A 26061-nucleotide genomic window follows, 5' to 3' on the forward strand; every position below is an offset into this window, starting at 1 on the left:
AAACAAGTGTCTCAATGGTACGTTTGGTACGACAATAAAAGCAAGCGACCAGAGCCGTTCTGATTGTTGTATGCATGTTTTTTTTATGCTTTCCTTATGATTACCTCACCGCTCAAAGGAAGAACAGGTTTGACATCGTCATCGCAACACTATCTGGTCATTACTGCGCTGGGTGCCGACCGCCCAGGAATTGTGAACACCATCACACGTCATGTCAGCAGTTGCGGCTGTAATATCGAAGACAGCCGACTGGCCATGCTGGGTGATGAGTTCACGTTTATCATGTTGCTGTCGGGCACCTGGAATGCCATCACCCTGATTGAATCAACCCTGCCATTAAAAGGCGCAGAGCTGGATTTACTCATTGTGATGAAGCGCACGACCGCGCGCCCTCGTCCGGCGATGCCTGCTACGGTATGGGTGCAGGTCGATGTCCCTGATTCTCCCCATTTGATTGAACGCTTCACCGCACTGTTTGACAGCCACCAAATGAATATTGCGGAACTGGTTTCACGCACGCAACCGGCTGAGAATGGAAAGGCGGCGCAGTTGTTTATTCAAATTACCGCACATAGTCCTGCGTCACATGATTCGGCAAATATTGAAGATGCGTTTAAAGCACTCTGTACAGAACTCAATGCGCAAGGCAGTATTAACGTCGTCAATTACTCACAGCATGATGAACAGGATGGAGTTAAGTAATGAACCCACTGAAAGCCGGTGATATCGCACCGAAATTTAGCTTGCCGGATCAAGACGGAGAACAAGTAAATTTAACCGACTTCCAGGGACAGCGTGTTCTGGTTTATTTTTACCCGAAAGCCATGACACCCGGCTGTACCGTACAGGCCTGCGGCTTGCGCGATAACATGGATGAGTTAAAAAAAGCTGGTGTTGAGGTGCTGGGGATCAGCACCGACAAACCAGAGAAGCTTTCCCGATTCGCGGAGAAAGAAGTCCTGAATTTCACGCTCCTGTCCGATGAAGATCACCAGGTTTGCGAGCAGTTCGGCGTCTGGGGTGAGAAGTCATTTATGGGCAAAACCTACGATGGCATCCACCGCATCAGCTTCCTGATTGATGCCGAAGGCAAAATTGAGCACGTGTTCGATGACTTCAAAACCAGCAATCACCACGACGTGGTACTGAACTGGCTGAAAGAGAACGCCTGATTTACGTTTTGCTGGAAAAAGCCTGATGGCGCTTCGCTTATCAGGCCTACGCAGCTTATTAATATTGCGAAACTTGTAGGCCGGGTGAGGCGTAGCCGCCACCCGGCATAAACGTGAATCTGTACTTTTTCAGGCTGACATCCGCATAAACGTTTATTCAAACGTCCCTTTTACGCAGGCTTTCTTCTCTCTGACCACGGCTTTTCCCTTCGCCCAAAGATGATTAACCTCCAACGCATCGTTAAGCACCAGAATGTCCGCATCGCATCCCACCGCCAGGCGCCCCTTATGTTCGAGCCCCAAAAATTCTGCGACCGTACGCGTCAGCGGACAGAGCGCCTGTTCCAGCGGTATAGCATGAACTTTCACCAACTGGCGCACCGTTTCAGCCAGTGATTCAAACCCCGCGACACCGATACCGATGAGATTACCTAACTCATCAAATTCCGGCTGGCTGCCGTTGCCATCCGAGCTAAGGGTAATGCGCGACAGTGGCACGTTCTGCCGCAGCGCCGTGGCGATAGCCGTGGCGGGGTCGACGGGCTCCTCAATGCTGCTGGTAATGTCGATATAACCGCCTTTACAGGCATACTCCAGCGCCGCCTGGAACAACGGTTCCGCACGGTTAACGTGTGTCGGCAACAGTTTAGTAATCGGCACATCGCAGCAGTTGAGGATCTGGTACAACGGTTCCAGCATGCGCGGGCTATCGCCCATATGGAATACACTGATCCCCGGTTTGCGTCCTAACAATCCACCGACGCGCGACTGCGCTGCCATGTTTGCCAGCACCGAGGTATCTGGGGCTGAGGAACGATGGTCCGAAATCGCACATTTCACGCCAATGATTTTATCGATCAGCGCCACGTCACGATCGATGCTGCCGGTGATCGTCGGGGAAGGCAGAGAATACGCCCCAGTAAGCATCCATGCGCTGATGCCTTCAAACTCCAGCGCGCGGGTTTTTGCCAGCAGCGATTCCGGATGACGGGTAATGCCATCGGTACCCAGCAAACCCACCACCGAAGTTACACCAGCTTCAACCAGGCGTGACAAGCGTACTTCCGGCGTGCGGGTATGCGGCCCTGCTTCCCCGCCTCCGCCAATCAGATGGACGTGTTGATCGATAAATCCTGGGCACACAATCGCGCCGTCAAGATTGATACACTCGCAACCGGGAAAGTCTCCAGGAGAAATTGACGGGGCGATGGCAACAATTTTACTGCCGGAGACCAGTATATCCTGTCGCCCTAAATCTTCCGGTGCGTACACGTGTCCCTGCTGGAACAACGTCAAATTAAGAATTGAACAGTTCATAACCTTCCTTGTCAGGCAATTACCTGCATAACCCAAATAGAGAGCAGCGCATTAATGACGCATACCGCAATAATCAGCGGGTAGTAACGGGGATGGACCCCCGCAGTTCCCAGGCAGCGTCCCACATTTTGCACCGGATTGCCCATCAGGTAGATTGCCGGTAGCAATACAGTCGCATCATGTCCCGAAAGCGTACCAGCAACAACCAGACTCGCACAAACGCCGACGCCGCCTCCCATACTCATCACCGCCGCCAGCAGCACGGTGGCAGATTCCCCTGGTAGCCCCCACAACGCCATCACCGGTTCGCACACCCGCCCGACAATCTCGAGCAATCCCGTCACCTTCAGCGCCTGAATAATCACAAACGCCATCACCACGTTAGGTAACAGGCTGGTAGTAGCAATTGTAAACCCGCGCCGCGCGCCATCGATAAACATATCCATGACGTTTTTACGTACCTGCGTTGTCATCTCAGACCTCCTGCTGCAGACGGCGATTTTCCAGCTGCGCAATCCACAAACGCAGCAGGTTCGCACCCACAAATTTGAAGACAAGGATCACCGCCAGCGGCGTAATCACCGGAACGGTAACCACCGTAAACAGCGCAGCGCCAGAGGAAAAATAGTTGGTAATACACGCGCTGCCGCTGGTTTGCCAGCAGGCAAAAATGGCACGCTCCTGTTCAGTAATAATGCCCTCTTCCGCCATCTCTTTGGTCATCCCGGCCGCGGCATCGGTATTTTGCAAATTCGCAATCAGCGCCAGCGAACAAACTCCCGGAATACCGAGTAACGGGCGCAGGACCGGCGTCATCAGCTGTTGTGCCGCACGTAAACCACCTAGCCCTTCGGTGACGGAAATAATCCCGAGTGAAAGAATGACGGAAGGTGCCAGCTCAAGCGCGAATAAGAAGCCGTCTTTGGCTCCCATCCCTCCAGAGCCGCGAAAAGAGACCGCCGTATCGCCTGCGGCATTAATCTGCCCAAACGCGCCGTTGAGGACGGTGAAGTCAAAGACCCGCCACCATTCGGTACTTTTCGCAAACATGCCGGAAAAAAGGATAATCGTAATAAAAAAAGCGAGATAACCGCCCCATCCCACCTTTTGCTGCGTGTGTGTGTTGTGACCCATTTTGTTCTCCTGTTGGTCTTATTCCTTGCGTGACAGAAAGACATCACGCAGGTCAAGTTAAAGACAAATGCGGAGAAAAACGACAGCAGAAGAGATTATTCAGAAAGTGTGGATAGAGGTCAGACAAGTTCGGATCCGGCGACATGATATCGCCGGATCTTGCAGATTAGGGTTCGTCAACGACCTGACCATCCGGCCAGGCGTGCATTACCGCTTTGATTAACGTCGCCAGAGGGATCGCAAAGAATACGCCCCAGAATCCCCACAGACCGCCGAAAATCACCACGGAGAGAATAATCACCAGTGGATGCAGATTGACCGCCTCGGAGAACAGCACGGGAACCAGCAGATTGCCGTCCAGCGCCTGGATAATCAGGTACACGGCAAAACAGCTCCAGAACTCGGTGCCAAGCCCGAACTGAAACAGCGCCACGCCAACTACCGGAATCGTCACCACAAAAGCGCCGATATACGGGATCAGCACAGAGAACCCTACCAGCACCGCCAGCAGCAGCGAATAGTTGAGACCAAACAGCAGGAAGCCGAGCCAGGTCGCCACGCCGACCACCACCATTTCCAGCACCTTTCCGCGGATATAGTTGGTGATTTGCTGGTTCATCTCTTTCCACACCTGCCCCGCCAGCCCACGATTACGCGGCAGCACCCGGCGCACGGCGTTCAGCATCTGTCCTTTATCTTTGATCAGGAAGAACACCATCAACGGGACGAGAACCAGATAGACCGCCAGGGTCAGCAATCCAACCAGTGAGGCTAACGAATATTTCACCACCGAATCGCCCATGGTGAGCATTCGCGAGCGCATATTTTCCGCCATCGCATCAATGATGCCCGCATCCATCAGCGCCGGATAACGCCGCGGCAAGGTGGCAGCAAAATCAGACAATTTATTAAGCATGCCAGGCATGTCGCGGATCAGATAGATCCCCTGCTGCCATGCAACGGGCATCACCACAAACGCCATCAGCAGCAAAATACCGACAAACACCACCAGCACAATCGATGTCGCCCAACGCCGTGAACACCCAATATGTTCCAGCCGCACAGTCGGCCATTCAAGCAGGTACGCCAGCACTATGGCGACCAGTAGCGGCGCCAGAAGACCGCTAAAAAAGAACAGGATGCCAAAACCGGCAACCAGAATAATCAGCAGGGCGATGGCTTCGGGGTCGCTAAAGCGGCGACGATACCATTGCATCAACATTTCGAGCATAAAACCCTTCCATGAACCCAATAGCGGGATTGCGATCCCGAATTGTATCGAAATGTCACAAAAAAGACTTCGCTTTTTATGGCTGATTACGCAAAGTGAAAAGACATTTTTCCTGGGTGTTCATCGTCAGGTTTCGCAGTTACACTCCGTAAGCTTGCGGAGTGTGAACGATACTTCACAGCATTGGTCAAATGGCTATCTCAAAAAAGAATACAGGACAGAGGTTATGTTCAGGCAGTTGAAAAAAAACCTGGTTGCTACCCTCATTGCCGCACTGACTATCGGTCAGGTTGCGCCCGCATTTGCTGATACTGCGGACACCCTGCCTGATATGGGAACGTCGGCAGGCAGTACGCTTTCCATAGGACAGGAAATGCAGATGGGCGATTATTACGTACGCCAACTGCGCGGCAGTGCTCCATTAATTAATGATCCATTGCTCACCCAATACATTAATGCGCTGGGGATGCGTCTGGTCTCGCACGCCGACTCGGTAAAAACACCCTTCACATTCTTTTTGATCAACAACGATGAAATCAACGCCTTTGCTTTCTTTGGCGGCAACGTTGTCTTGCACTCCGCATTGTTCCGCTATTCCGACAACGAAAGCCAGTTAGCATCGGTCATGGCGCACGAAATCTCCCACGTCACTCAGCGCCACCTGGCGCGTGCAATGGAAGATCAGAAACGCAGTGCGCCGCTAACGTGGGTAGGTGCGTTAGGTTCAATTTTATTAGCGATGGCTAGCCCGCAGGCGGGTATGGCGGCGCTGACCGGTACGCTGGCGGGAACACGTCAGGGGATGATTAGCTTTACGCAACAAAACGAACAGGAAGCAGATCGCATCGGTATTCAGGTGCTGCAACGCTCGGGATTCGATCCCCAGGCCATGCCGACGTTCCTCGAAAAACTGCTCGATCAGGCCCGTTACTCTTCGCGTCCGCCGGAAATTTTGCTGACTCACCCCCTGCCTGAAAGCCGCCTGTCGGATGCCCGTAACCGCGCCAACCAGATGCGTCCGGTGGTCGTCCAGTCGTCAGAAGATTTTTATCTGGCTAAGGCACGAACCTTGGGCATGTACAACTCTGGTCGTAACCAGTTGACCGATGACCTGCTGAGTAACTGGTCGAAAGGCAACGTACGTGAGCAACGTGCGGCGCAATATGGTCGGGCATTGCAGGCGATGGAAGCCAGCAAATATGACGAGGCGCGTAAAGCGCTGCAACCGCTGCTGGCTGCAGACGCGAACAATGCCTGGTATCTCGACCTGGCAACGGATATCGATCTCGGCCAGAAGAAAACCAGTGATGCCATTAACCGCCTGAAAAACGCCCGCGACCTGCGCACTAACCCGGTACTGCAGCTCAACCTGGCGAATGCGTATTTACAGGGTGGGCAAGCCAAAGAGGCGGCAACCATCCTGAATCGCTATACGTTTAACCATAAGGACGACCCTAACGGCTGGGATCTGTTAGCGCAAACGGAAGCCAACCTGAACAACCGCGATCAGGAGCTGGCGGCGCGGGCGGAGGGGTATGCCCTCGCCGGACGTCTGGATCAGGCGATTTCGATGCTCAGCAGCGCAAGCTCTCAGGTGAAACTGGGTAGCCAGCAACAGGCCAGATACGATGCCCGTATCGACCAGCTACGCCAGCTGCAAGAACGCTTTAAACCCTACACGAAGATGTAATTATCGAACACTTGCCGGATGGCGACGCTGTAGCGTCTTATCCGGCCTACGTCAGACGCGATATGTAGGCCGGATAAGGTCTTTTGGCCGCCATCCGGCAATATTGTTATGCAAGGAGAAGTCATGTCAGACGCGATTAAAATCTACCATAACCCACGCTGCTCCAAGAGCCGTGAAACGCTGGAATTACTGAAGTCCAATGGCGTGGACCCGGAAGTGGTGCTGTATCTGGAAACCCCGGCTGACGCCGCGACCCTGCGTGAACTTCTGCAGATGCTGGGTATGTCCAGCGCGCGTGAGCTGATGCGCCAGAAAGAGGATCTCTATAAATCGCTTAACCTGGCGGACAAAAATCTGAGTGAAGATGCGCTGATTCAGGCAATGGTGGAAAACCCGAAACTGATGGAGCGCCCAATCGTAGTTGCCAAAGGTCAGGCTCGAATTGGACGCCCGCCGGAGCAGGTACTGGAAATCGTCGGTTAACCGAAACCTGCCGCAGTCATTTGGCTGCGGCGCTTACAGCTTCAGAATTTCTTTTACGAACGGAATGGTCAGCTTACGCTGGGCGGTGATCGATGCGTGATCAAGCTGATCCAACGTCATAAACAGCGTACGCATTTCCCGATCCAGACGCTTAAGCAGAAAGCGGCCCACATCTTCCGGCAGTTCAAATCCGCGAAGTCTGGCGCGTAATTGCAACGCCTGCAGCTTATCTTCATCGGAAAGTGGTTGCAGCTTGTAGATTTGCCCCCAGTCCAGACGCGAAGCGAGATCTGGCAATCCCAGATTCAGCTGTCTTGGTGGACGATCGCCGGTGATCAGCAGGCGTGTTTTCCCCGACTCCAGGATACGGTTGTAGAGATCAAAGATCGCCATTTCCCACAGCGAATCACCAGCCACACATTCGATGTTATCGATGCATACCAGCGATAAATGCTCCATCCCGTCGAGCACCTCGGGGACGAACCAGGTGCGTTTGTCGAGCGGCACGTAGCCTACCGCATCGCCGCGCGCGGACAGTTCCGCACAGGCTGCATGCAGCAAATGACTACGGCCAGCGCCTTCACGCGACCAGAGATAAATATACCCGCTATGTTCCTGACGCAGCACGTTTTGCAGTGCAGCCAGTAAAGAGGAGTTATCCCCCGGCCAGAAACTTGCGAAAGTTTCGTCGTCAGGAAGATAAAGTGGCAAAGAGAGCTGTGCCGGTGTGTTCAGAGATACCTCAACCCAGGATTTCATAAAATCGCGTTGAGTTTAACACAGAAATGCGTCGCGATAGAACCGGGCAGCATCGCCGCCCGGTCAAAGGTTTACTGTTGCTCAGTGTCGGCATCTTTGGCGTCGAGCACCACTTCTTCTGGACGCAGCAGGCTGATAACTTTGAAAATCAGGCTCAGACAGACACCCACAATGGTCGCCAGCGCCATGCCTTTCAGCTCAGCAGCACCGATGTGAACTTTCGCGCCGCTGACGCCGATGATCAAAATGACCGAGGTCAGGATCAGGTTCTGTGCTTTGTTGTAGTCAACTTTTGACTCGATCAGCACGCGAATACCGGAAGCGCCAATCACGCCGTACAACAGCAGAGACACACCGCCCATGACCGGCAGTGGAATAATTTGGATCGCCGCAGCCAGTTTACCCACGCAGGAGAGCAGAATGGCGAAAATCGCCGCACCGCCAATAACCCAGGTACTGTAAACGCGGGTAATCGCCATGACGCCGATGTTTTCGCCGTACGTGGTGTTCGGCGTAGAACCGAAGAAGCCGGAGATCACCGTCGACAGGCCGTTAGCAAACATAGAACGATGCAGGCCAGGATCGCGAATCAAATCTTTTTTCACGATATTCGCCGTTACCACCAGGTGGCCGACGTGTTCAGCAATAACCACCAGCGCCGCAGGCAGAATGGTCAGAATAGCGACCCATTCAAAGCGCGGCGTGTAGAACGTTGGCAGAGCAAACCAGTGGGCCTGCGCTATCGGCGTGGTGTCCACGACGCCCATCACGAAGGAGAGCGCGTACCCGGCCAGCACCCCAATCAAAATCGGGATAATCGCCATAAAGCCACGGAACAGCACGGAACCAAATACCGTCACAGCCAGCGTCACCATTGAGATGATGATGGTTGTTGAGTCTGGCGCTTGTCCTTCCGCAGGCAGCAATCCCGCCATACCCGCAGCGACACCCGCCAGCTCCAGACCGATAACGGCAACGATTGCGCCCATCGCCGCAGGCGGGAACATTACATCCAGCCAGCCAGTACCGGCTTTCTTAACGATGAACGAAACCAGGCAGAACAGGATGCCACACATAATGAAACCGCCCAGCGCCACTTCATACCCTAGCGGCAGCAGCAGCAGAACCGGGGAAATAAACGCAAAGCTTGAACCGAGGTAAGCTGGAATTTTACCTTTACAAATAAAGAGATACAGTAAAGTACCAATACCGTTAAACAGCAGAACGGTAGCTGGGTTGATATGAAACAGGACTGGCACCAGTACCGTTGCGCCAAACATGGCGAACAGGTGCTGTAAACTAAGCGGGATTGTCTGTAAAAGCGGCGGTCTTTCACTCACCCCGATAGCACGGCGCGTCATAGTGTTTTCCTCTGAGTGTTGTTTGTTATTAGCGATTGGGTTGTTTTATTCAAAAAAAAGCCGACTCTTAAAGTCGGCTTCTTTTCACTTATTCGTTTACTTGGTACCAAAAATCTTATCGCCGGCATCGCCGAGCCCCGGAATAATGTATCCGTGCTCGTTCAGTCCCTGATCGATGGAGGCAGTGTACAGCTCAACATCCGGGTGCGCTTTTTCCAGCGCCGCGATACCTTCCGGCGCTGCAACCAGCACCAGGACTTTAATGCTGCTGCAGCCTGCTTTTTTCAGCAGGTCGATGGTAGCGATAACGGAACCGCCGGTTGCCAGCATCGGGTCAACGATCAGCGCCATACGCTCATCAATGTTAGAAACCAGCTTCTGGAAGTACGGAACCGGCTCAAGCGTCTCTTCATTACGGTACATACCGACCACGCTGATACGCGCGCTCGGAACGTTTTCCAGAACGCCTTCCATCATGCCCAGGCCCGCACGCAGGATTGGCACAACGGTGATTTTTTTACCTTTGATTTGGTCAACTTCAACCGGGCCGTTCCAGCCTTCGATGGTCACCTTTTCGGTTTCCAGACCGGCGGTTGCTTCATAAGTCAGCAGGCTGCCAACTTCCGAGGCGAGTTCACGAAAGCGTTTAGTGCTGATGTCGTTTTCACGCATCAGTCCCAGCTTGTGTTTGACGAGTGGGTGTTTGACTTCCACGATCTTCATACTCTTCTCCTTTCCTCAGACGAGTGGCAACCACAAAAAAAATCGCCGGATTATACCGCTTTTCGTCTCTGGCGCAACACTGCATACGATTGATATGGATCAACCAAAATCGTTTGCGTCTGGATGATGAGTATAAAACAACCCCCACAATAAGTGCGGGGGTTGTTATCAATGCTATGAATTTTATAGATTTTCAGCATTACTCTGGATGACGTTTTGATACCATGAAAAAGATTTCTTCGGCGAGCGTGCTAATGTCCCACTCCCGTCATTATTTTTATCAACATAGATAAAGCCGTAGCGTTTTTTCATCTCCCCCGTCCCGGCCGAGACTAAATCAATACAGCCCCACGGGGTATAACCCATCAGATCCACGCCATCTTCCACCACCGCTTTTTTCATTTCGCGGATATGCGCGGCCATATAGTCAATACGATAGGAATCATCCACCGAACCGTCGGCCTGCTGCACGTCAATCGCCCCAAAGCCGTTTTCTACAATAAACAGCGGCAACTGATAATGATCCCAGAACCAGTTCAGCGAATAGCGCAGACCGACGGGATCAATCTGCCAGCCCCAGTCCGACTTCTGCACGTACGGGTTAGAAACCAGGCTTTTCGACTCGTCGTAATCCAGCTGTGGGTTGTCCGCCGTTGCCTGGGTCGCGAAAGACATATAATAGCTAAAGCCGATGTAATCAACGCAGCCCTCGGTCAGCGCCTGACGGTCTTCCTCGGTGATATCCAGTTCAAAGCCACGACGGGTAAAGTAATTGAGAAGATGCTGCGGGTATTTGCCGCGCACATGGACGTCAGTAAACCAGTAACGCCGGTGCATAGCATTCATCGCCATCATCATGTCGTTCGGCGCACAGGTCAGCGGATAAATTGGGCACATCGCAATCATGCAGCCAATTTGCAGCGCCGGGTTAATTTCACGCGCGACCTTCACCGCCAGCGCGCTTGCCACCAGCTCGTAGTGCACAGCCTGAAACATGACCGGCTCGCGGTCTTCACCAGGCAGATATTTCAGGCCAGAGTTAGTAAAGGGCGCGAAGTCTTCGTGATAATTTGCCTGATTGTTAATCTCATTAAACGTCATCCAGTACTTCACTTTGTGCTGGTAACGAGTGAAAACCACCCGGGCAAAACGGACAAAAAAGTCGATAAGCTTACGGTTGCGCCAGCCGCCGTACTCCGTCACCAGATGGTAGGGCATCTCGAAGTGCGACAACGTAATCACCGGTTCAATGCCATATCTCAGACATTCGTCGAACAGATCATCATAGAACTGCAGGCCAGCTTCATTGGGTTGCGCTTCGTCACCTAAAGGGAAAATCCGCGTCCAGGCAATAGAAGTGCGAAAACATTTAAACCCCATTTCGGCAAACAGCTTGATGTCGTCTTTATAGCGATGATAAAAATCGATGGCATCGTGGTTAGGGTAGTTTTTACCGGCAATCACACCGTCAGTAATTTCACGCGCCACGCCATGCGCCCCCGCCGTCATGACATCGGCAACGCTAATTCCTTTACCGCCCTCCTGCCAGCCACCTTCCAGTTGATGAGCGGCGACAGCGCCACCCCACATGAAATCTGCTTTAAATCCTGACATCCCCTTCCCCTATCGTGATGACTCTGCGCAAAACGCTCCAAATGAGGCCCGCAACAGAAAACAGAAACCGGTTTCAGTACGATACTGTGCATTCGGCTGGCAGGTTTCAAGCACAAGGCTGTACCCGGTTTCATTTTCGTGGCGCAGTTCAAACAAATAGATAAATGATTGTAAAATGCTGAAAAAACCAGCAGATAAAACTTGATGCAGAGCAGACTCGCAAACGTTTGCTTTCCCTGTTAGAATTGCGCCGAATTTAACTTTTACTGCAAGTAAACATGTGGGGAAGCAGGCAGTGACCGATAAAACCTCTCTTAGCTACAAAGATGCCGGTGTTGATATTGATGCAGGTAATGCTCTGGTTGATCGAATCAAAGGCGTAGTAAAGAAAACGCGTCGTCCGGAAGTTATGGGTGGTCTGGGTGGCTTCGGTGCGCTGTGCGCATTGCCGCAAAAATATCGTGAACCGGTACTGGTTTCCGGCACTGATGGCGTTGGTACAAAACTGCGTCTGGCGATGGATCTGAAACGCCACGACGCTATCGGCATTGACCTCGTCGCAATGTGCGTCAACGACCTCGTGGTTCAGGGCGCTGAGCCGCTGTTCTTCCTCGACTACTATGCAACCGGCAAACTGGATGTGGACACCGCAGCCAGCGTCATTAACGGGATTGCCGAAGGCTGCCTGCAGTCTGGCTGTGCGCTGGTCGGTGGGGAAACAGCTGAAATGCCGGGGATGTACCACGGCGAAGATTACGACGTGGCAGGTTTCTGTGTTGGCGTCGTCGAGAAATCAGAGATTATCGACGGTTCTAAAGTGGCTGACGGCGACGTACTGATTGCGCTCGGCTCCAGCGGTCCACACTCTAACGGTTACTCTCTGGTGCGTAAAATCGTTGAAGTCAGCGGTTGTGACCCGGAAACCACCGAGCTTGAAGGCAAGTCGCTGGCCGACCACTTGCTGGCTCCGACCCGCATTTACGTAAAATCCATTCTGGAACTGATCGAGAAGGTTGATGTGCACGCCATTGCCCACCTGACCGGCGGCGGCTTCTGGGAAAATATTCCACGCGTTCTGCCAGACAACACGCAGGTCGTGATCGACGAGTCTTCCTGGCAGTGGCCAGCCGTCTTCAACTGGCTGCAAACGGCGGGTAACGTCAGCCAGCATGAGATGTATCGCACCTTTAACTGCGGCGTAGGTATGGTTATCGCCCTGCCAGCTTCGGAAGTGGACAAAGCCCTGGCTTTGCTCAATGAGAAAGGTGAAAACGCATGGAAAATCGGTATCATCAAAGCTTCTGATTCCGAACAGCGTGTGGTCATTGAATGAAAAACATTGTGGTGCTCATTTCCGGTAACGGAAGCAATTTGCAGGCGATAATAGACGCCTGCGAACAGAAAAAAATCAATGGCACCATACGTGCAGTATTCAGTAACAAGGCCGATGCGTTCGGCCTTGAACGCGCACGCGAAGCGAATATTCCAGCGTACTCGCTGGAAGCCGCCCAGTTTGCCAGTCGCGAAGCCTTCGACCGCCAACTGATACAAGAAATTGACGCCTGGGCGCCGGATGTCGTGGTGCTGGCCGGTTATATGCGCATTCTCAGCCCGGCGTTTGTCGCGCACTATTCTGAACGATTGCTGAATATCCACCCGTCTTTATTGCCAAAGTATCCCGGCCTGCATACGCACCGCCAGGTACTGGAAAACGGCGATGAAGAGCATGGTACCTCAGTCCACTTCGTCACTGATGAACTGGACGGCGGACCGGTTATTCTTCAGGCCAAAGTTCCGGTATTTGAAGGCGACAGCGAAGATGATGTCACGGCACGGGTTCAGGCTCAGGAACATACCATTTACCCACTGGTGGTAAGCTGGTTTATTGATGGTCGCCTGAAGATGCGTGATAACGCTGCATGGCTGGATGGCGTTCGTCTGCCGCCGCAAGGCTACGCCGCCGACGAATAATAAAATTCAACCTGTAAGCCGCATGTCACCATCCGGCTTACAGGCATAACTACCTTTTCCGGTTAATACCACCGGTATTCATCTACGCTCCCCCTTTCTCTTTGCTATCAGACGGTTTATTGTCATATTTTTCTGGCACAGTTGGACATCTGAGAGCAATGCTCGCCATAATAAATCGGTAGTGTCCCGTGAATGAAACGGAGTAAAAGTGGTAATGGGTCAGGAAAAGCTATACATCGAGAAAGAACTCAGTTGGTTAGCGTTCAACGAACGCGTACTCCAGGAAGCTGCTGATAAGTCAAACCCGTTGATCGAACGGATGCGTTTCTTAGGCATCTATTCCAATAACCTCGACGAGTTTTATAAGGTTCGTTTTGCCGAACTGAAGCGCCGAATCATTATTAGCGAAGAACAGGGTTCAAACTCTCACTCCCGCCATCTGTTAGGCAAAATCCAGGCCCGCGTATTAAAAGCCGATCAGGAATTTGACGGTCTGTACAACGAGTTGCTGCTGGAGATGGCGCGCAATCAGATTTTCTTAATCAACGAACGTCAGCTATCGGCCAATCAGCAGAGCTGGTTGCGTCATTACTTCAAGCAATATCTTCGCCAGCACATCACGCCGATCCTGATTAACCGCGAGACGGATTTAGTCCAGTTTTTGAAAGATGACTACACCTATCTGGCGGTAGAGATTATCCGCGGCGATACAATCCGCTACGCGCTGCTGGAAATCCCTTCCGACAAGGTTCCCCGTTTTGTGAATTTGCCGCCGGAAACCCCGCGGCGTCGCAAACCGATGATCCTGCTGGACAACATCTTACGCTACTGCCTGGACGATATTTTCAAAGGGTTCTTTGATTACGACGCACTTAACGCCTATTCGATGAAAATGACCCGTGACGCCGAATACGATTTGGTGCACGAGATGGAATCGAGCCTGATGGAGCTGATGTCCTCCAGCCTGAAACAGCGTCTGACCGCAGAGCCTGTGCGTTTCGTCTATCAGCGCGACATGCCCAATGCGTTGGTCGAGGTGCTACGTGAAAAACTGACGATTTCTCGCTACGACTCGATTGTTCCCGGCGGCCGTTACCATAACTTCAAAGACTTTATTAACTTCCCCAACGTTGGCAAAGCCAACCTGGTGAATAAGCCGCTGCCGCGTCTGCGCCACATCTGGTTCGACAATGAGAAATTCCGTAACGGATTTGATGCAATCCGCGAGCGCGATGTGCTGCTGTATTACCCGTACCACACCTTTGAGCACGTTCTTGAACTGTTGCGCCAGGCGTCTTTCGACCCGAGCGTACTGGCAATAAAGATCAACATCTACCGTGTGGCGAAAGACTCGCGCATCATCGACGCGATGATCCATGCCGCGCATAACAGTAAAAAAGTCACCGTGGTAGTGGAATTACAGGCGCGCTTTGATGAAGAAGCCAACATTCATTGGGCCAAGCGTCTGACCGAAGCGGGCGTTCACGTCATCTTCTCCGCGCCGGGTCTGAAAATTCACGCCAAACTGTTCCTTATCTCGCGTAAAGAAGGTGATGAAGTCGTGCGCTATGCGCATATCGGGACGGGCAACTTCAACGAAAAAACGGCGCGGCTGTACACCGACTACTCGTTGCTTACCGCTGATTCACGCATCACCAACGAGGTTCGTCGAGTGTTCAACTTCATCGAAAACCCGTATCGTCCGGTGACGTTCGATTATCTGCTGGTTTCTCCGCAGAACTCACGCCGTCTGCTGTACGCGATGATCGACAAAGAGATCGCCAATGCGCAGCAAGGCCAGCCTTCCGGTATCACGCTAAAACTGAACAACCTGGTCGATAAAGGCCTGGTTGATCGTCTCTATGCGGCCTCAAGCTCAGGCGTACCGGTTAATTTGTTGATTCGCGGAATGTGCTCACTGATTCCAAACCTGGAAGGCATTAGCGACAATATTCGCGTGATAAGCATTGTCGACCGCTATCTTGAACATGACCGGGTCTACATCTTCGAGAACGGGGGCGATAAGCAGGTATACCTCTCCTCTGCAGACTGGATGACCCGCAATATCGACTATCGTATCGAGGTCGCCACTCCGCTGCTGGACCCGCGCCTTAAGCAGCGCGTGCTGGATATTATCGATATCCTGTTCAGCGACACGGTGAAGGCTCGCTTCATCGATAAAGAACTCAGTAATCGCTACGTACCACGCGGAAACCGCCGTAAAGTTCAGTCACAATTGGCGATTTACGACTACATCAAATCACTCGAGCAACCTGACTAACGCTATGCCAATACACGACAAGACTCCACGACCGCAGGAATTTGCTGCGGTCGACCTTGGTTCAAACAGTTTCCATATGGTCATTGCCCGCGTGGTAGATGGCGCAATGCAGATTATCGGGCGGCTGAAACAGCGCGTTCATCTGGCGGATGGTCTCGGCGAAGATAACAAGCTGAGCGAAGAGGCAATGGAACGCGGATTAAGCTGCCTGTCGCTGTTCGCCGAACGCCTGCAGGGCTTTCCCCCGTCAAGCGTATGCATCGTGGGAACCCATACTTTGCGTCAGGCGCTGAATGCGACCGATTTTCTCAAGCGAGCGGAAAAAGTCATCCCCTACCCGATTGAGATTATCTCCGGTAACGAAGAAGCCCGACTGATTTTTATGGGCGTGGAGCACACTCAGCCGGAAAAAGGCCGCAAGCTGGTTATCGATATCGGCGGTGGCTCAACAGAACTGGTGATCGGCGAAGATTTCGAACCCAAGCTGGTTGAAAGCCGCCGTATGGGCTGCGTCAGTTTTGCCCAGATGTATTTCCCGGGCGGTGTTATCAGCCGGGAAAACTTCCAGCGAGCCCGCATGGCGGCAGCGCAAAAGCTTGAAACCTTAACGTGGCAGTTTCGCATTCAGGGCTGGAACGTCGCAATGGGCGCGTCAGGCACGATTAAAGCGGCACACGAAGTGCTGCTGGAGATGGGTGAAAAAGACGGTTTTATCACCCCCGAACGCCTGGACAAACTGACATCTGAAGTGCTGAAGCATGCGTCATTTGATGCGCTCAGCCTGCCGGGGCTGTCAGAGGAGCGAAAAGCGGTATTTGTTCCTGGGCTCGCGATTCTGTGCGGCGTTTTTGACGCGTTGGCTATCCGCGAACTTCGCCTTTCTGATGGCGCGCTACGCGAAGGCGTACTGTACGAGATGGAAGGACGTTTTCGCCACCAGGACGTTCGCAGCCGTACCGCCAGTAGTCTGGCGAACCAGTACAACATTGACAGTGAACAGGCCCGGCGCGTGCTGGAAACAACGATGCAAATGTACGACCAGTGGCATACGCAACAGCCCAAACTGGCCAATCCTCAACTGGAAGCATTACTGCGCTGGGCAGCGATGCTGCATGAGGTTGGGCTGAACATCAACCACAGCGGCTTACATCGCCACTCTGCTTATATCTTACAAAACAGCGATTTACCGGGGTTTAATCAGGAACAACAACTGATGATGGCAACCTTAGTTCGTTATCATCGCAAAGCGGTGAAACTGGATGACTTGCCCCGCTTTACACTGTTCAAGAAAAAACAGTTTCTGCCGTTAATTCAACTGTTACGCCTGGGCGTGCTGCTGAATAATCAGCGTCAGGCGACCACCACGCCGCCAACCCTGACTCTGATAACCGACGACAACCACTGGACCTTACGTTTCCCGCATGACTGGTTTAGCCAAAATGCGCTGGTGCTGCTCGATCTGGAAAAAGAGCAGCAATACTGGGAGGGCGTAACCGGCTGGCGTCTCAAAATTGAAGAAGAAACCTCACCCGATATCGCCGCATAAACTCAGAACAGGTGCCAGCGCGTCTGGCGCCTGTTCTTCCAGCGTTTCATGCAATGGCTGTGGTTTACCAATCAAGTACCCCTGCATGTAGTCAATCCCCAGCGAAATTACCGCACTGCGTATTTCTTCACTTTCGACGTACTCTGCAACCACCAGCATTCTTTTCATCCGAGCCAGATGGCAAATAGAGGCCACGATTTGGTAGTCGAGGCTATTCGAAACGATACTGCGAATAAAGCTGCCATCAATTTTCAGGATATCGGCACTCACATTCTTCAGCCGCGCATAGCTGGCGTAACCCGTCCCAAAATCATCAATCGCAATCTGACAGCCCAGTGATTGCAGCTGCAGTAACGTTGCCTGTGCCTGTTCCGCATTGGTTAAGGCGTTGCTTTCCGTGACTTCAAAAATCAACTGCCACGCTTCAACCTTGTACTTAACCAGTAGCTGCTTGATGTCATGCGGAAGTCGGGCGCGACATATCGACGTGGGTGACAGGTTAATGGCAAACCGACGGGCGGGCATTTTTTCCCGATTCTGTGCCATAAACTTCAGCGTATTTTCAATCACCCACATATCGATGCTGGACGACAAGCCAAACTCATGTGCGATCGGCAAGAAGCAATCAGGCGGGATGGTTTCACCGTCATCTCCCTCAAGGCGCAGCAGGATTTCATGATAAACGTCGCCGCGTACGCCAAAAATCGGCTGCGCCATCAGGAAAAAACGATTGTGCTCCAACGCCAGCTGCAGACGATTCATCATCGCAACCTTATCTTTCAGGTCTCGTTGCAAGTGCATGACGCCTCGGCGCTGCAAGTTCTCTGGTGAATTGGTCGCCAGAGAAAGCTCGGCAATGGTGCTTAACTCTCCCAGTAACAGATAGATATGGTTAACAGGAGAACGGACATAGCAAAAACTGATCCCCACCTGCGGCTGTAATGGCATGCCATCCCAAATAAAACGGAACTGCTTGATATGCCTGTCCAGGGCTTCAATGCGCTCCTGATACGACTCAGTGTTAAAACGCAAAACTAAGTCATTACCCGATAACTGATAGACATGCTCATCCTGTGCCAACAGTGGCGTTATCCACTGTGAGAGTTTTTGCTTGTACTGGATACGCAGCATAATGCCGTAATTTTTTACCAGTAGCTCCATGCCCGGAACACGCAAAAAGCAGAGCACTGACCATGGCGTTTTTTTCAAATCCCGGTTCAATGCGCGCAAATTTGGCAGATGCACATCGGATCAAAGAATGCCAGACGATGGTTGCGCCGGGTAACAAAGCGTTGGCGCGTTGCCAGTACGGCAATGAAGTTCACGATGAAGGAGAAAACAAGATAACTCGATGAGGTAATGGCAAGCTGGGTATCGTAGCCAGAATACCAGGGCATATAGCGCTGGTAATAATGAATTGCGGTAATAAGTACGACAGACCATATCAGCGAAATAAATCTGTAACCGTAACGCATTGCTCCCCAGAGCATGACAGGTAGCAACAACGACAGAGTATAATTTGTGCTGAATATTGAGCTTTGTTCATTTAACGGCATACACAGCAATGCCATAAGTACAGCCAATATAATCAGCCAGACCGCAACCTCAGTTTTGGTAACTTTGGTATCAAACTGCTGCTTTAATTGAGAAAAATAGCCTCTGACATGCAAAGGGTTGCGGATCGTGCGAATAATAAAGTAGCACAAAGGAACCCCAATCAGATTCCCGACCAGCATAGCCTGATAGTTGATCAACGTGCCAGTATTAAAGGGCATAACCCCCACCATGCCGGATTTACTCTCATAAACGCCCACAAACGCGGCAAACTGGCAGAGGATCAGAAACAGCGTCGCCGGGCAAAAGACCTGCCAAAACATGCGCTGAAACATCAGGTGGGAGTCACCGTGAGACACGTTGTTCCGCCGGGGTGCAAATACTTTATACCCTCCCCAACTCAGCACTATCGTTACAATAAAGTGCGAAATTATTGAGAGCGTTTCAAATAACCCAACCTGCGGATATTTGTAGCAGATAATGGAAATGATAATTCCCGGCAATGCCGCCCAGCCAAAAAATAGCATCAGGCTAATCATCAACGCCAAAGGCATGTAGAAAAGAATTACGGTCCCAGTACTAATATGGGCATAGGTATTGGCAGTGCTCAATATAGGCAACAGCAAAGATGGTATGATGAGAGGTAACGCCCACCATCTATCTCTCATACAAATATAATTTTTATTGAGTTTCATAGATGCTCAGTAGAATCCCGCACATCCTGCAGGGGGTATTCAGACAGGCATCCCACCTGACTCTAAAACGATGAAGTTAAATACATTACTATGTCTCATCGATTTTAGTTATCAGTAAAGGGTGACGTTTGATATATATCAAAAAAAAGCCCCTCATTAATCAATTATTACTATTTTCATCGTTTCTTATCGTTAATTCATTATTAATGCAAATAATAATATTAATTTTCATAACATATGAGGATAAAACAACTGAAGCAATTTTACATAACGAAAAATTGACCATTGCCTCACAGTATGCCTTAATGTGAGTATCGCCCTCAGTTGGGTACACTACAAGGAACCTTTTGTGAGCCAGGTTACCAGCCTACGCAAACGACACCGATTTAATAGTCGCATGATCCGGATCGTACTGCTTATCAGCTTTCTCTTCTTCTTCGGACGCTTCGTCTACTCCGCTATAGGTGCGTGGCACCACCACCAGAACAAAAAAGACTCTCAGCAGATCACCCAGCCGCAACAGGCATCTCCTGCTCAAACCGACGCGCGCTGATCGCTCGCGCCTGTAATATCTCAGCATTAAGATTCCTTACCGGATGGCTAATCGCCTGACATTTAACCATCCGGTAAGGGATTTGAGTGATGAAAAAATACGTTGCCTTACCCACCACAAGCACGGAGTTATCCGATAACATACCGTGTTTTTCGCACAAATTCACAATCTTTTAATCTCACTTCACTGCACCATTCGCGCTCATTTTTACGTTCCGATTTACTGGGTATAAAAAGACACACTGTGTTCAAATAGACGCCAATTAATATCACCAGAAAATATCACAGGTGAAAGCATTAATATTATGTATGAAATTAAATACTTATTTGAATCATTACCATTTTAAATTCTACAGGGTAATACCATGAGTGGTTTTTCATTATTTCCGAAAATAAGCAGCGGTCTTGAATGGATCGCTGGACACAGCGATGCGGTTATTCAATTCGGCTGGAATATCGTTGCCGCCGTAATTTTACTGTTTGTCGGTAAATTTGTCTCTCGCCTGATCTCCAGTGGTCTGGAAAAATTAATGTTAAAACGTAAAGTTGACCGAACCATTATCCAGTTCTTCACCGCGCTGGTACGTTACATTACCCTCGCCTTTGCCGTTGTTGCCGCATTGGGTCGCGTCGGTATCGAAACATCCTCCATTATTGCCGTCATTGGTGCTGCCGGGTTGGCCATTGGACTCGCGCTACAAGGATCGCTTTCCAACTTTGCCGCTGGCGTACTATTGGTCTCCCTGCGTCCATTCCGCGCCGGAGAAGTGGTACAAATTGGGGCAGTCACCGGAACGGTGGAAAAGGTGCATATTTTCTCCATCACCTTGCTCACCGCCGACAGCAAAGAAGTGGTCATTCCAAACGGTAAGATCATCGCTGACAATATCATTAACTATTCCCGCCACCCTTTCCGCCGTATCGATCTGGTGATTGGCGTCGGCTATCAGAGCCGGATAGCTGACGTTAAGCGCGTGATTAACCATATTATCGTTCAGGATACCCGCATCGATAAGCAACGTGGGGTAACCGTTCGTCTGGGCGAACTGGGCGCTTCAGCATTGAATTTTTACGTCCGCGTATGGGTGCCCAACATCGAATACTGGAATACCTATTACGATTTGCTGGAAAACATTAAAGAAGCCCTGGACGCCAACCATATCTCCCTGCCGTATCCGCAGATGGATATTCGCGTTGAGAACGTAGCCCCCCAATCTCAACCCCAGCTACAGTTGGTTGATTAATTCACAGCGCTTCGGTATGAGCGCAATAAAAAACCCTCTATAAAAAGAGGGTTTTTTTTACATATTACCGGTTCAGAAACCGCTAACAGAAAGGGCTATTATTCCCACTCAATGGTAGCCGGTGGCTTACCGCTGATATCATAAACGACGCGGGAAATGCCGTTCACTTCGTTAATGATGCGGTTAGAGACGCGGCCTAAGAAATCATACGGCAGGTGCGCCCAGTGCGCGGTCATAAAGTCGATGGTTTCTACTGCACGCAGGGAAACAACCCAGTCGTACTTACGGCCATCGCCCATGACGCCAACGGAACGTACCGGCAGGAACACGGTGAACGCCTGGCTTACCTTGTTGTACAGGTCAGCTTTGTGCAGTTCTTCAATGAAGATAGCATCCGCGCGACGCAGCAGGTCGCAGTACTCTTTCTTCACTTCGCCAAGCACACGTACCCCCAGCCCCGGTCCCGGGAACGGGTGACGGTACAGCATGTCGTACGGCAGGCCCAGCTCCAGACCGATTTTACGCACTTCGTCTTTGAACAGCTCACGCAGCGGCTCAACCAGACCCATCTTCATCTCTTTCGGCAAACCGCCCACGTTGTGGTGAGATTTGATAACGTGCGCTTTACCGGTGGCAGATGCCGCGGATTCGATCACGTCCGGATAGATAGTGCCCTGTGCCAGCCACTTAACGTCTTCCAGCTTCAGCGCTTCTTCGTCGAACACTTCAACGAATACGCGGCCGATGATCTTACGTTTCGCTTCCGGGTCGTTCTCGCCTTTCAGCGCGTCGAGGAAACGCTGTTCGCCTTCAACGTGAACGATGTTCAGGCCGAAATGGTCACCAAACATATCCATTACCTGCTGGGCTTCGTTCAGGCGCAGCAGACCGTTGTCGACGAACACGCAGGTCAGGTTTTTTCCGATTGCACGGTGCAGCAGCATCGCAGTCACAGAGGAGTCAACGCCACCGGACAGACCGAGGATAACTTTGTCATTGCCAACCTGCTCACGAATGCGGGCAACGGCGTCATCGATAATTTTTGCCGGCGTCCACAGCGCTTCACACTGGCAGATATCGCGCACAAAACGCTCCAGCATGCGCATGCCCTGACGGGTGTGGGTAACTTCCGGGTGGAACTGCACGCCGTAGAAGCGTTTTTCTTCGTGCGCCATGATAGCAAACGGGCAGCTGTCGGTGCTGGCAACAGTCACGAAACCTTCCGGAATGGCAGTCACTTTGTCGCCGTGGCTCATCCACACATCCAGCAACGGTTTGCCGTCTGCGGTCAGGGAGTCTTCAATACCGCGGACAAGCGCGCTGTCGGTCTGAACTTCAACCTGCGCATAGCCAAATTCACGTTCGTTAGAACCTTCAACATGACCACCGAGCTGCATTGCCATGGTCTGCATGCCGTAGCACACGCCGAACACCGGCACGCCCGCATTGAAAACGTATTCCGGCGCACGCGGGCTGTTTTCTTCGGTGGTACTTTCCGGGCCACCGGAAAGAATAATACCGCTTGGGTTGAATTCGCGAATTTGTGCTTCCGTAACATCCCATGCCCACAGTTCACAGTAGACGCCCAGTTCACGTACGCGACGTGCAACCAGCTGAGTGTACTGCGAGCCGAAATCGAGGATGAGAATGCGATGTTTATGAATATTGTCTGTCATTGACGCTAATTCCGAGGCAAGTGAAACAAATTCGCCCGGCATATAGCCGGGCGCGGAAACTTATCAGGAGCCCATGCGGTAGTTAGGGGACTCTTTGGTGATGGTCACATCGTGAACGTGACTTTCCTGAATACCCGCACCGCTGATGCGTACAAACTCTGCTTTCGTTCGCAGCGCGTCGATAGTACCACAGCCGGTCAGCCCCATACAGGAGCGCAGGCCGCCCATCTGCTGGTGAATGATCTCTTTCAGGCGGCCTTTATAGGCTACGCGGCCTTCGATACCTTCCGGGACCAGTTTGTCAGCGGCGTTATCGCTCTGGAAGTAACGGTCAGAAGACCCTTTGGACATCGCGCCCAGAGAACCCATACCGCGGTAAGATTTGTAAGAACGGCCCTGGTACAGTTCGATTTCGCCCGGGGATTCTTCAGTACCCGCCAGCATGGAACCAACCATCACTGCGGCAGCACCAGCGGCAATCGCTTTAGCGATGTCGCCGGAGAAACGAATACCGCCATCGGCGATAACTGGAATACCAGTGCCTTCCAACGCTTCAACGGCATCAGAAACGGCGGTGATCTGCGGAACACCGACGCCGGTCACGATACGGGTAGTACAGATGGAGCCAGGGCCGATACCCACTTTAACAGCGCTGCAGCCAGCTTCAGCCAAAGCGCGAGCACCTGCGCCCGTAGCAACGTTCCCGCCGATAATCTGCAGATCAGGATATTTAGCGCGAGTTTCACGAATACGCTGCAGTACGCCTTCAGAGTGGCCGTGAGAGGAGTCAATCAGCAGTACGTCAACGCCCGCGGCAACCAGCGCGTCAACACGCTCTTCGTTACCTGCGCCCGCGCCAACCGCAGCGCCCACGCGCAGACGACCATGCTCGTCTTTACAGGCGTTAGGTTTACGTTCAGCTTTCTGGAAATCTTTAACGGTGATCATACCGAGCAGATGGAAGCTGTCATCAACAACCAGCGCTTTCTCAACGCGTTTTTCGTGCATTTTGGCGAAAACGACATCGCGCGCTTCGCCTTCACGAACGGTCACCAGACGCTCTTTTGGCGTCATATATACGCTAACCGGCTGGTTCAGGTCAGTCACAAAACGCACGTCACGGCCGGTGATGATACCGACCAGTTCGTTATCTTCAGTCACCACCGGGTAGCCTGCAAAGCCGTTACGCTCGGTCAGTTCTTTCACTTCGCGCAGAGTAGTGGTTGGCAGTACGGTCTGTGGGTCAGTTACCACGCCAGATTCGTGTTTCTTCACGCGGCGAACTTCTTCAGCCTGGCGCTCGATGGACATGTTTTTGTGGATAAAACCGATGCCGCCTTCCTGGGCCAGGGCAATTGCCAGGCGCGCTTCCGTCACGGTGTCCATTGCTGCGGAGAGCATAGGAATGTTCAGGCGAATGGTTTTCGTCAACTGGGTGCTGAGGTCAGCAGTATTCGGCAGAACGGTAGAATGAGCGGGAACGAGGAGGACGTCGTCAAACGTCAGGGCTTCTTTTGCGATACGTAGCATGGGCAATATCTCACCTGGGAGGTTATTAAATATTGCCGCGGCATTATACAGAGCGTAACCGATTGCATCCACACTTTTTTGCAAAAAAACCTTGCGCTCCTCTGTGAGCATGTTACTTTCGACTGAATAACCTGCTGATTTAGAATTTGATCCCGCTCACATGTTATCCTCTCAGACCACCTCAATTTTTACCGTAAGCCGCCTGAATCAGACAGTTCGTTTGCTGCTTGAGCAGGAAATGGGGCAAGTGTGGATCAGCGGTGAAATCTCCAATTTCACTCAGCCGTCCTCGGGTCATTGGTACTTCACGCTCAAAGATGACACCGCTCAGGTTCGCTGCGCGATGTTTCGCAACAGCAACCGCCGGGTAACGTTCCGCCCGCAGCACGGGCAACAGGTGCTGGTGCGCGCCAACATTACATTGTATGAGCCGCGTGGGGACTACCAGATAATTGTTGAGAGCATGCAGCCTGCGGGTGAAGGTCTGTTGCAACAGAAGTATGAGCAACTGAAGGCCAAACTACAGGCTGAAGGGCTGTTCGATCAGCAGTTCAAAAAAACACTGCCCTCACCGGCCCACTGCGTCGGGGTGATCACCTCGAAAACCGGGGCAGCGCTACACGATATTCTCCACGTGCTGAAGCGTCGTGACCCTTCCCTGCCCGTTATTATCTATCCAACCGCTGTCCAGGGCGACGATGCGCCGGGGCAGATTGTGCGCGCAATTGAGCTGGCAAACGCCCGTGGCGAGTGTGACGTATTAATTGTCGGGCGCGGCGGCGGCTCGCTGGAAGATTTGTGGAGCTTTAACGACGAGCGCGTAGCACGGGCGATATTTGCCAGCCGTATTCCGGTGGTGAGTGCCGTCGGCCATGAAACCGATGTGACCATTGCCGATTTTGTCGGCGACCTGCGCGCGCCAACGCCGTCGGCGGCCGCAGAAATTGTCAGCCGTAATCAGCTCGAACTGCTGCGTCAAATTCAGCATGGTCAGCAACGTCTGGAAATGGCGATGGATTACTATCTCGCCAACCGAACTCGCCGATTTACCCAGCTTAATCACCGCTTGCAACAGCAGCATCCGCAGCTGCGTCTGGCCCGTCAGCAGACCGTGCTGGAACGACTGCGTCAGAGAATGAACTTCGCACTTGAGAATAAAATTAAACAGGCCAATCAGCGTCAGCAGCGCATGCTGCAGCGGCTGAACCAGCAGAGCCCACAGCCGCGCATTCATCGCGCGCAGTCACGGGTGCAGCAACTGGAATATCGACTGGCGGAAAATATCCGTGCGCGGCTAAGCGAGCAGCGCGAGCGTTTCGGCAACGCGGTCACCCATCTGGAAGCCGTCAGCCCACTGGCAACGTTAGCGCGCGGCTATAGCGTCTCCACCGCACAGAATGGAGAGGTGCTGAAAAAAGTAAAACAGGTGAAAGCGGGCGATCTACTGACCACCCGACTGGAGGACGGCTGGATTACCAGCGAAGTTCACAACATTACCCCAACTAAAAAGCCACGCCGGTCGCAATAA

Annotated in this window: 21 protein-coding genes and 1 pseudogene; 11 read left to right on the forward strand and 11 right to left on the reverse strand. The window is 52.1% G+C overall.

Features of this window, described 5'->3' with window-relative positions; all coding sequences use genetic code 11:
* Positions 1-129: 129 nt before the first annotated feature.
* Entirely contained in the window at positions 130-702 is a 573-nt protein-coding gene (locus C2U41_RS15130) for a glycine cleavage system transcriptional repressor (RefSeq protein ID WP_003037954.1), read from the forward strand.
* A complete protein-coding gene (bcp, locus tag C2U41_RS15135; RefSeq protein ID WP_003037951.1) occupies positions 702-1172 on the forward strand; it encodes a thioredoxin-dependent thiol peroxidase in 471 nt (156 codons plus the stop codon). The genes C2U41_RS15130 and bcp overlap by 1 nt, the downstream gene beginning before the upstream one ends.
* A 153-nt stretch (positions 1173-1325) precedes the next feature.
* Here bcp and iadA read toward each other — a convergent pair whose 3' ends face one another.
* The 4 genes from iadA to C2U41_RS15155 form a co-directional block, all read right to left on the reverse strand.
* A complete protein-coding gene (gene iadA / locus C2U41_RS15140) occupies positions 1326-2489 on the reverse strand; it encodes a beta-aspartyl-peptidase (RefSeq protein ID WP_103848583.1) in 1164 nt (387 codons plus the stop codon).
* Between the two features lie 11 nt (positions 2490-2500).
* On the reverse strand, positions 2501-2962 hold the full coding sequence (locus tag C2U41_RS15145; protein WP_003037948.1) for a YjiG family protein: 462 nt from the start codon (positions 2960-2962) through the stop codon (positions 2501-2503).
* 1 nt (position 2963) lies between these two features.
* Positions 2964-3623 carry a nucleoside recognition domain-containing protein gene (locus tag C2U41_RS15150; protein WP_003847228.1) on the reverse strand — a complete coding sequence of 220 codons (660 nt, stop codon included), beginning with the start codon at positions 3621-3623 and terminating at the stop codon, positions 2964-2966.
* 166 nt (positions 3624-3789) lie between these two features.
* On the reverse strand, positions 3790-4854 hold the full coding sequence (locus C2U41_RS15155; RefSeq protein ID WP_003037941.1) for an AI-2E family transporter: 1065 nt from the start codon (positions 4852-4854) through the stop codon (positions 3790-3792).
* A 226-nt stretch (positions 4855-5080) separates the two neighbouring features.
* On the opposite strand from C2U41_RS15155, the gene bepA reads away from it, so the two are divergent.
* Both bepA and arsC read left to right on the forward strand, forming a co-directional pair.
* Positions 5081-6544, forward strand: a complete 1464-nt coding sequence (bepA, locus tag C2U41_RS15160) for a beta-barrel assembly-enhancing protease (protein ID WP_003037939.1) — start codon at positions 5081-5083, stop codon at positions 6542-6544.
* Positions 6545-6667: 123 nt separating this feature from the next.
* Positions 6668-7027, forward strand: coding sequence for an arsenate reductase (glutaredoxin) (arsC, locus tag C2U41_RS15165; RefSeq protein WP_003037937.1), 360 nt, complete (start codon positions 6668-6670; stop codon positions 7025-7027).
* A gap of 33 nt (positions 7028-7060) precedes the next feature.
* On the opposite strand, the gene C2U41_RS15170 is transcribed toward arsC, so the two are convergent.
* The 4 genes from C2U41_RS15170 to C2U41_RS15185 form a co-directional block, all read right to left on the reverse strand.
* On the reverse strand, positions 7061-7762 hold the full coding sequence (locus C2U41_RS15170) for a DnaA inactivator Hda (protein WP_211924219.1): 702 nt from the start codon (positions 7760-7762) through the stop codon (positions 7061-7063).
* A gap of 95 nt (positions 7763-7857) precedes the next feature.
* A complete protein-coding gene (uraA, locus tag C2U41_RS15175; protein ID WP_003037932.1) occupies positions 7858-9147 on the reverse strand; it encodes a uracil permease in 1290 nt (429 codons plus the stop codon).
* A gap of 96 nt (positions 9148-9243) precedes the next feature.
* Positions 9244-9870 carry a uracil phosphoribosyltransferase gene (upp, locus tag C2U41_RS15180; protein ID WP_003037929.1) on the reverse strand — a complete coding sequence of 209 codons (627 nt, stop codon included), beginning with the start codon at positions 9868-9870 and terminating at the stop codon, positions 9244-9246.
* Positions 9871-10053: 183 nt separating this feature from the next.
* On the reverse strand, positions 10054-11484 hold the full coding sequence (locus C2U41_RS15185; RefSeq protein WP_057063103.1) for a 6-phospho-beta-glucosidase: 1431 nt from the start codon (positions 11482-11484) through the stop codon (positions 10054-10056).
* Positions 11485-11779: 295 nt separating this feature from the next.
* On the opposite strand from C2U41_RS15185, the gene purM reads away from it, so the two are divergent.
* From purM to ppx, 4 genes are all read left to right on the forward strand, one after another.
* A complete protein-coding gene (gene purM / locus C2U41_RS15190) occupies positions 11780-12817 on the forward strand; it encodes a phosphoribosylformylglycinamidine cyclo-ligase (protein WP_103848584.1) in 1038 nt (345 codons plus the stop codon).
* Positions 12814-13455, forward strand: coding sequence for a phosphoribosylglycinamide formyltransferase (purN, locus tag C2U41_RS15195; RefSeq protein WP_003037920.1), 642 nt, complete (start codon positions 12814-12816; stop codon positions 13453-13455). The genes purM and purN overlap by 4 nt, the downstream gene beginning before the upstream one ends.
* Positions 13456-13669: 214 nt before the next feature.
* Positions 13670-15736, forward strand: coding sequence for a polyphosphate kinase 1 (gene ppk1, locus C2U41_RS15200; protein ID WP_003037917.1), 2067 nt, complete (start codon positions 13670-13672; stop codon positions 15734-15736).
* 4 nt (positions 15737-15740) lie between these two features.
* Positions 15741-17282, forward strand: a complete 1542-nt coding sequence (gene ppx / locus C2U41_RS15205) for an exopolyphosphatase (protein WP_003037914.1) — start codon at positions 15741-15743, stop codon at positions 17280-17282.
* On the opposite strand, the pseudogene C2U41_RS15210 reads toward ppx, so the two are convergent.
* A pseudogene (locus tag C2U41_RS15210) lies at positions 17262-19531 on the reverse strand (sensor domain-containing phosphodiesterase). The gene ppx and the pseudogene C2U41_RS15210 overlap by 21 nt on opposite strands.
* 349 nt (positions 19532-19880) lie before the next feature.
* Between C2U41_RS15210 and C2U41_RS15215 the strand changes: the two are divergent.
* Positions 19881-20084, forward strand: a complete 204-nt coding sequence (locus C2U41_RS15215; RefSeq protein ID WP_049002457.1) for a YfgG family protein — start codon at positions 19881-19883, stop codon at positions 20082-20084.
* Between the two features lie 364 nt (positions 20085-20448).
* Positions 20449-21327 (forward strand): small-conductance mechanosensitive channel MscS, encoded by an 879-nt coding sequence (gene mscS, locus C2U41_RS15220; protein WP_103848585.1) that lies wholly within the window; start codon positions 20449-20451, stop codon positions 21325-21327.
* A gap of 98 nt (positions 21328-21425) precedes the next feature.
* Here mscS and guaA read toward each other — a convergent pair whose 3' ends face one another.
* Together guaA and guaB are read right to left on the reverse strand one after the other, a co-directional pair.
* Complete coding sequence (gene guaA / locus C2U41_RS15225; protein ID WP_003037760.1) at positions 21426-23003, reverse strand: glutamine-hydrolyzing GMP synthase; 1578 nt, start codon at positions 23001-23003, stop codon at positions 21426-21428.
* A 63-nt stretch (positions 23004-23066) separates the two neighbouring features.
* The gene (gene guaB, locus C2U41_RS15230) at positions 23067-24533 is read right to left on the reverse strand and encodes an IMP dehydrogenase (RefSeq protein ID WP_003037756.1); all 1467 of its coding nucleotides are present in this window, start codon (positions 24531-24533) and stop codon (positions 23067-23069) included.
* Positions 24534-24693: 160 nt separating this feature from the next.
* On the opposite strand from guaB, the gene xseA reads away from it, so the two are divergent.
* Complete coding sequence (gene xseA / locus C2U41_RS15235; protein WP_060855385.1) at positions 24694-26061, forward strand: exodeoxyribonuclease VII large subunit; 1368 nt, start codon at positions 24694-24696, stop codon at positions 26059-26061.

It is taken from the genome of Citrobacter freundii complex sp. CFNIH4 (assembly GCF_002934505.1).
Classification (GTDB): domain Bacteria; phylum Pseudomonadota; class Gammaproteobacteria; order Enterobacterales; family Enterobacteriaceae; genus Citrobacter; species Citrobacter freundii.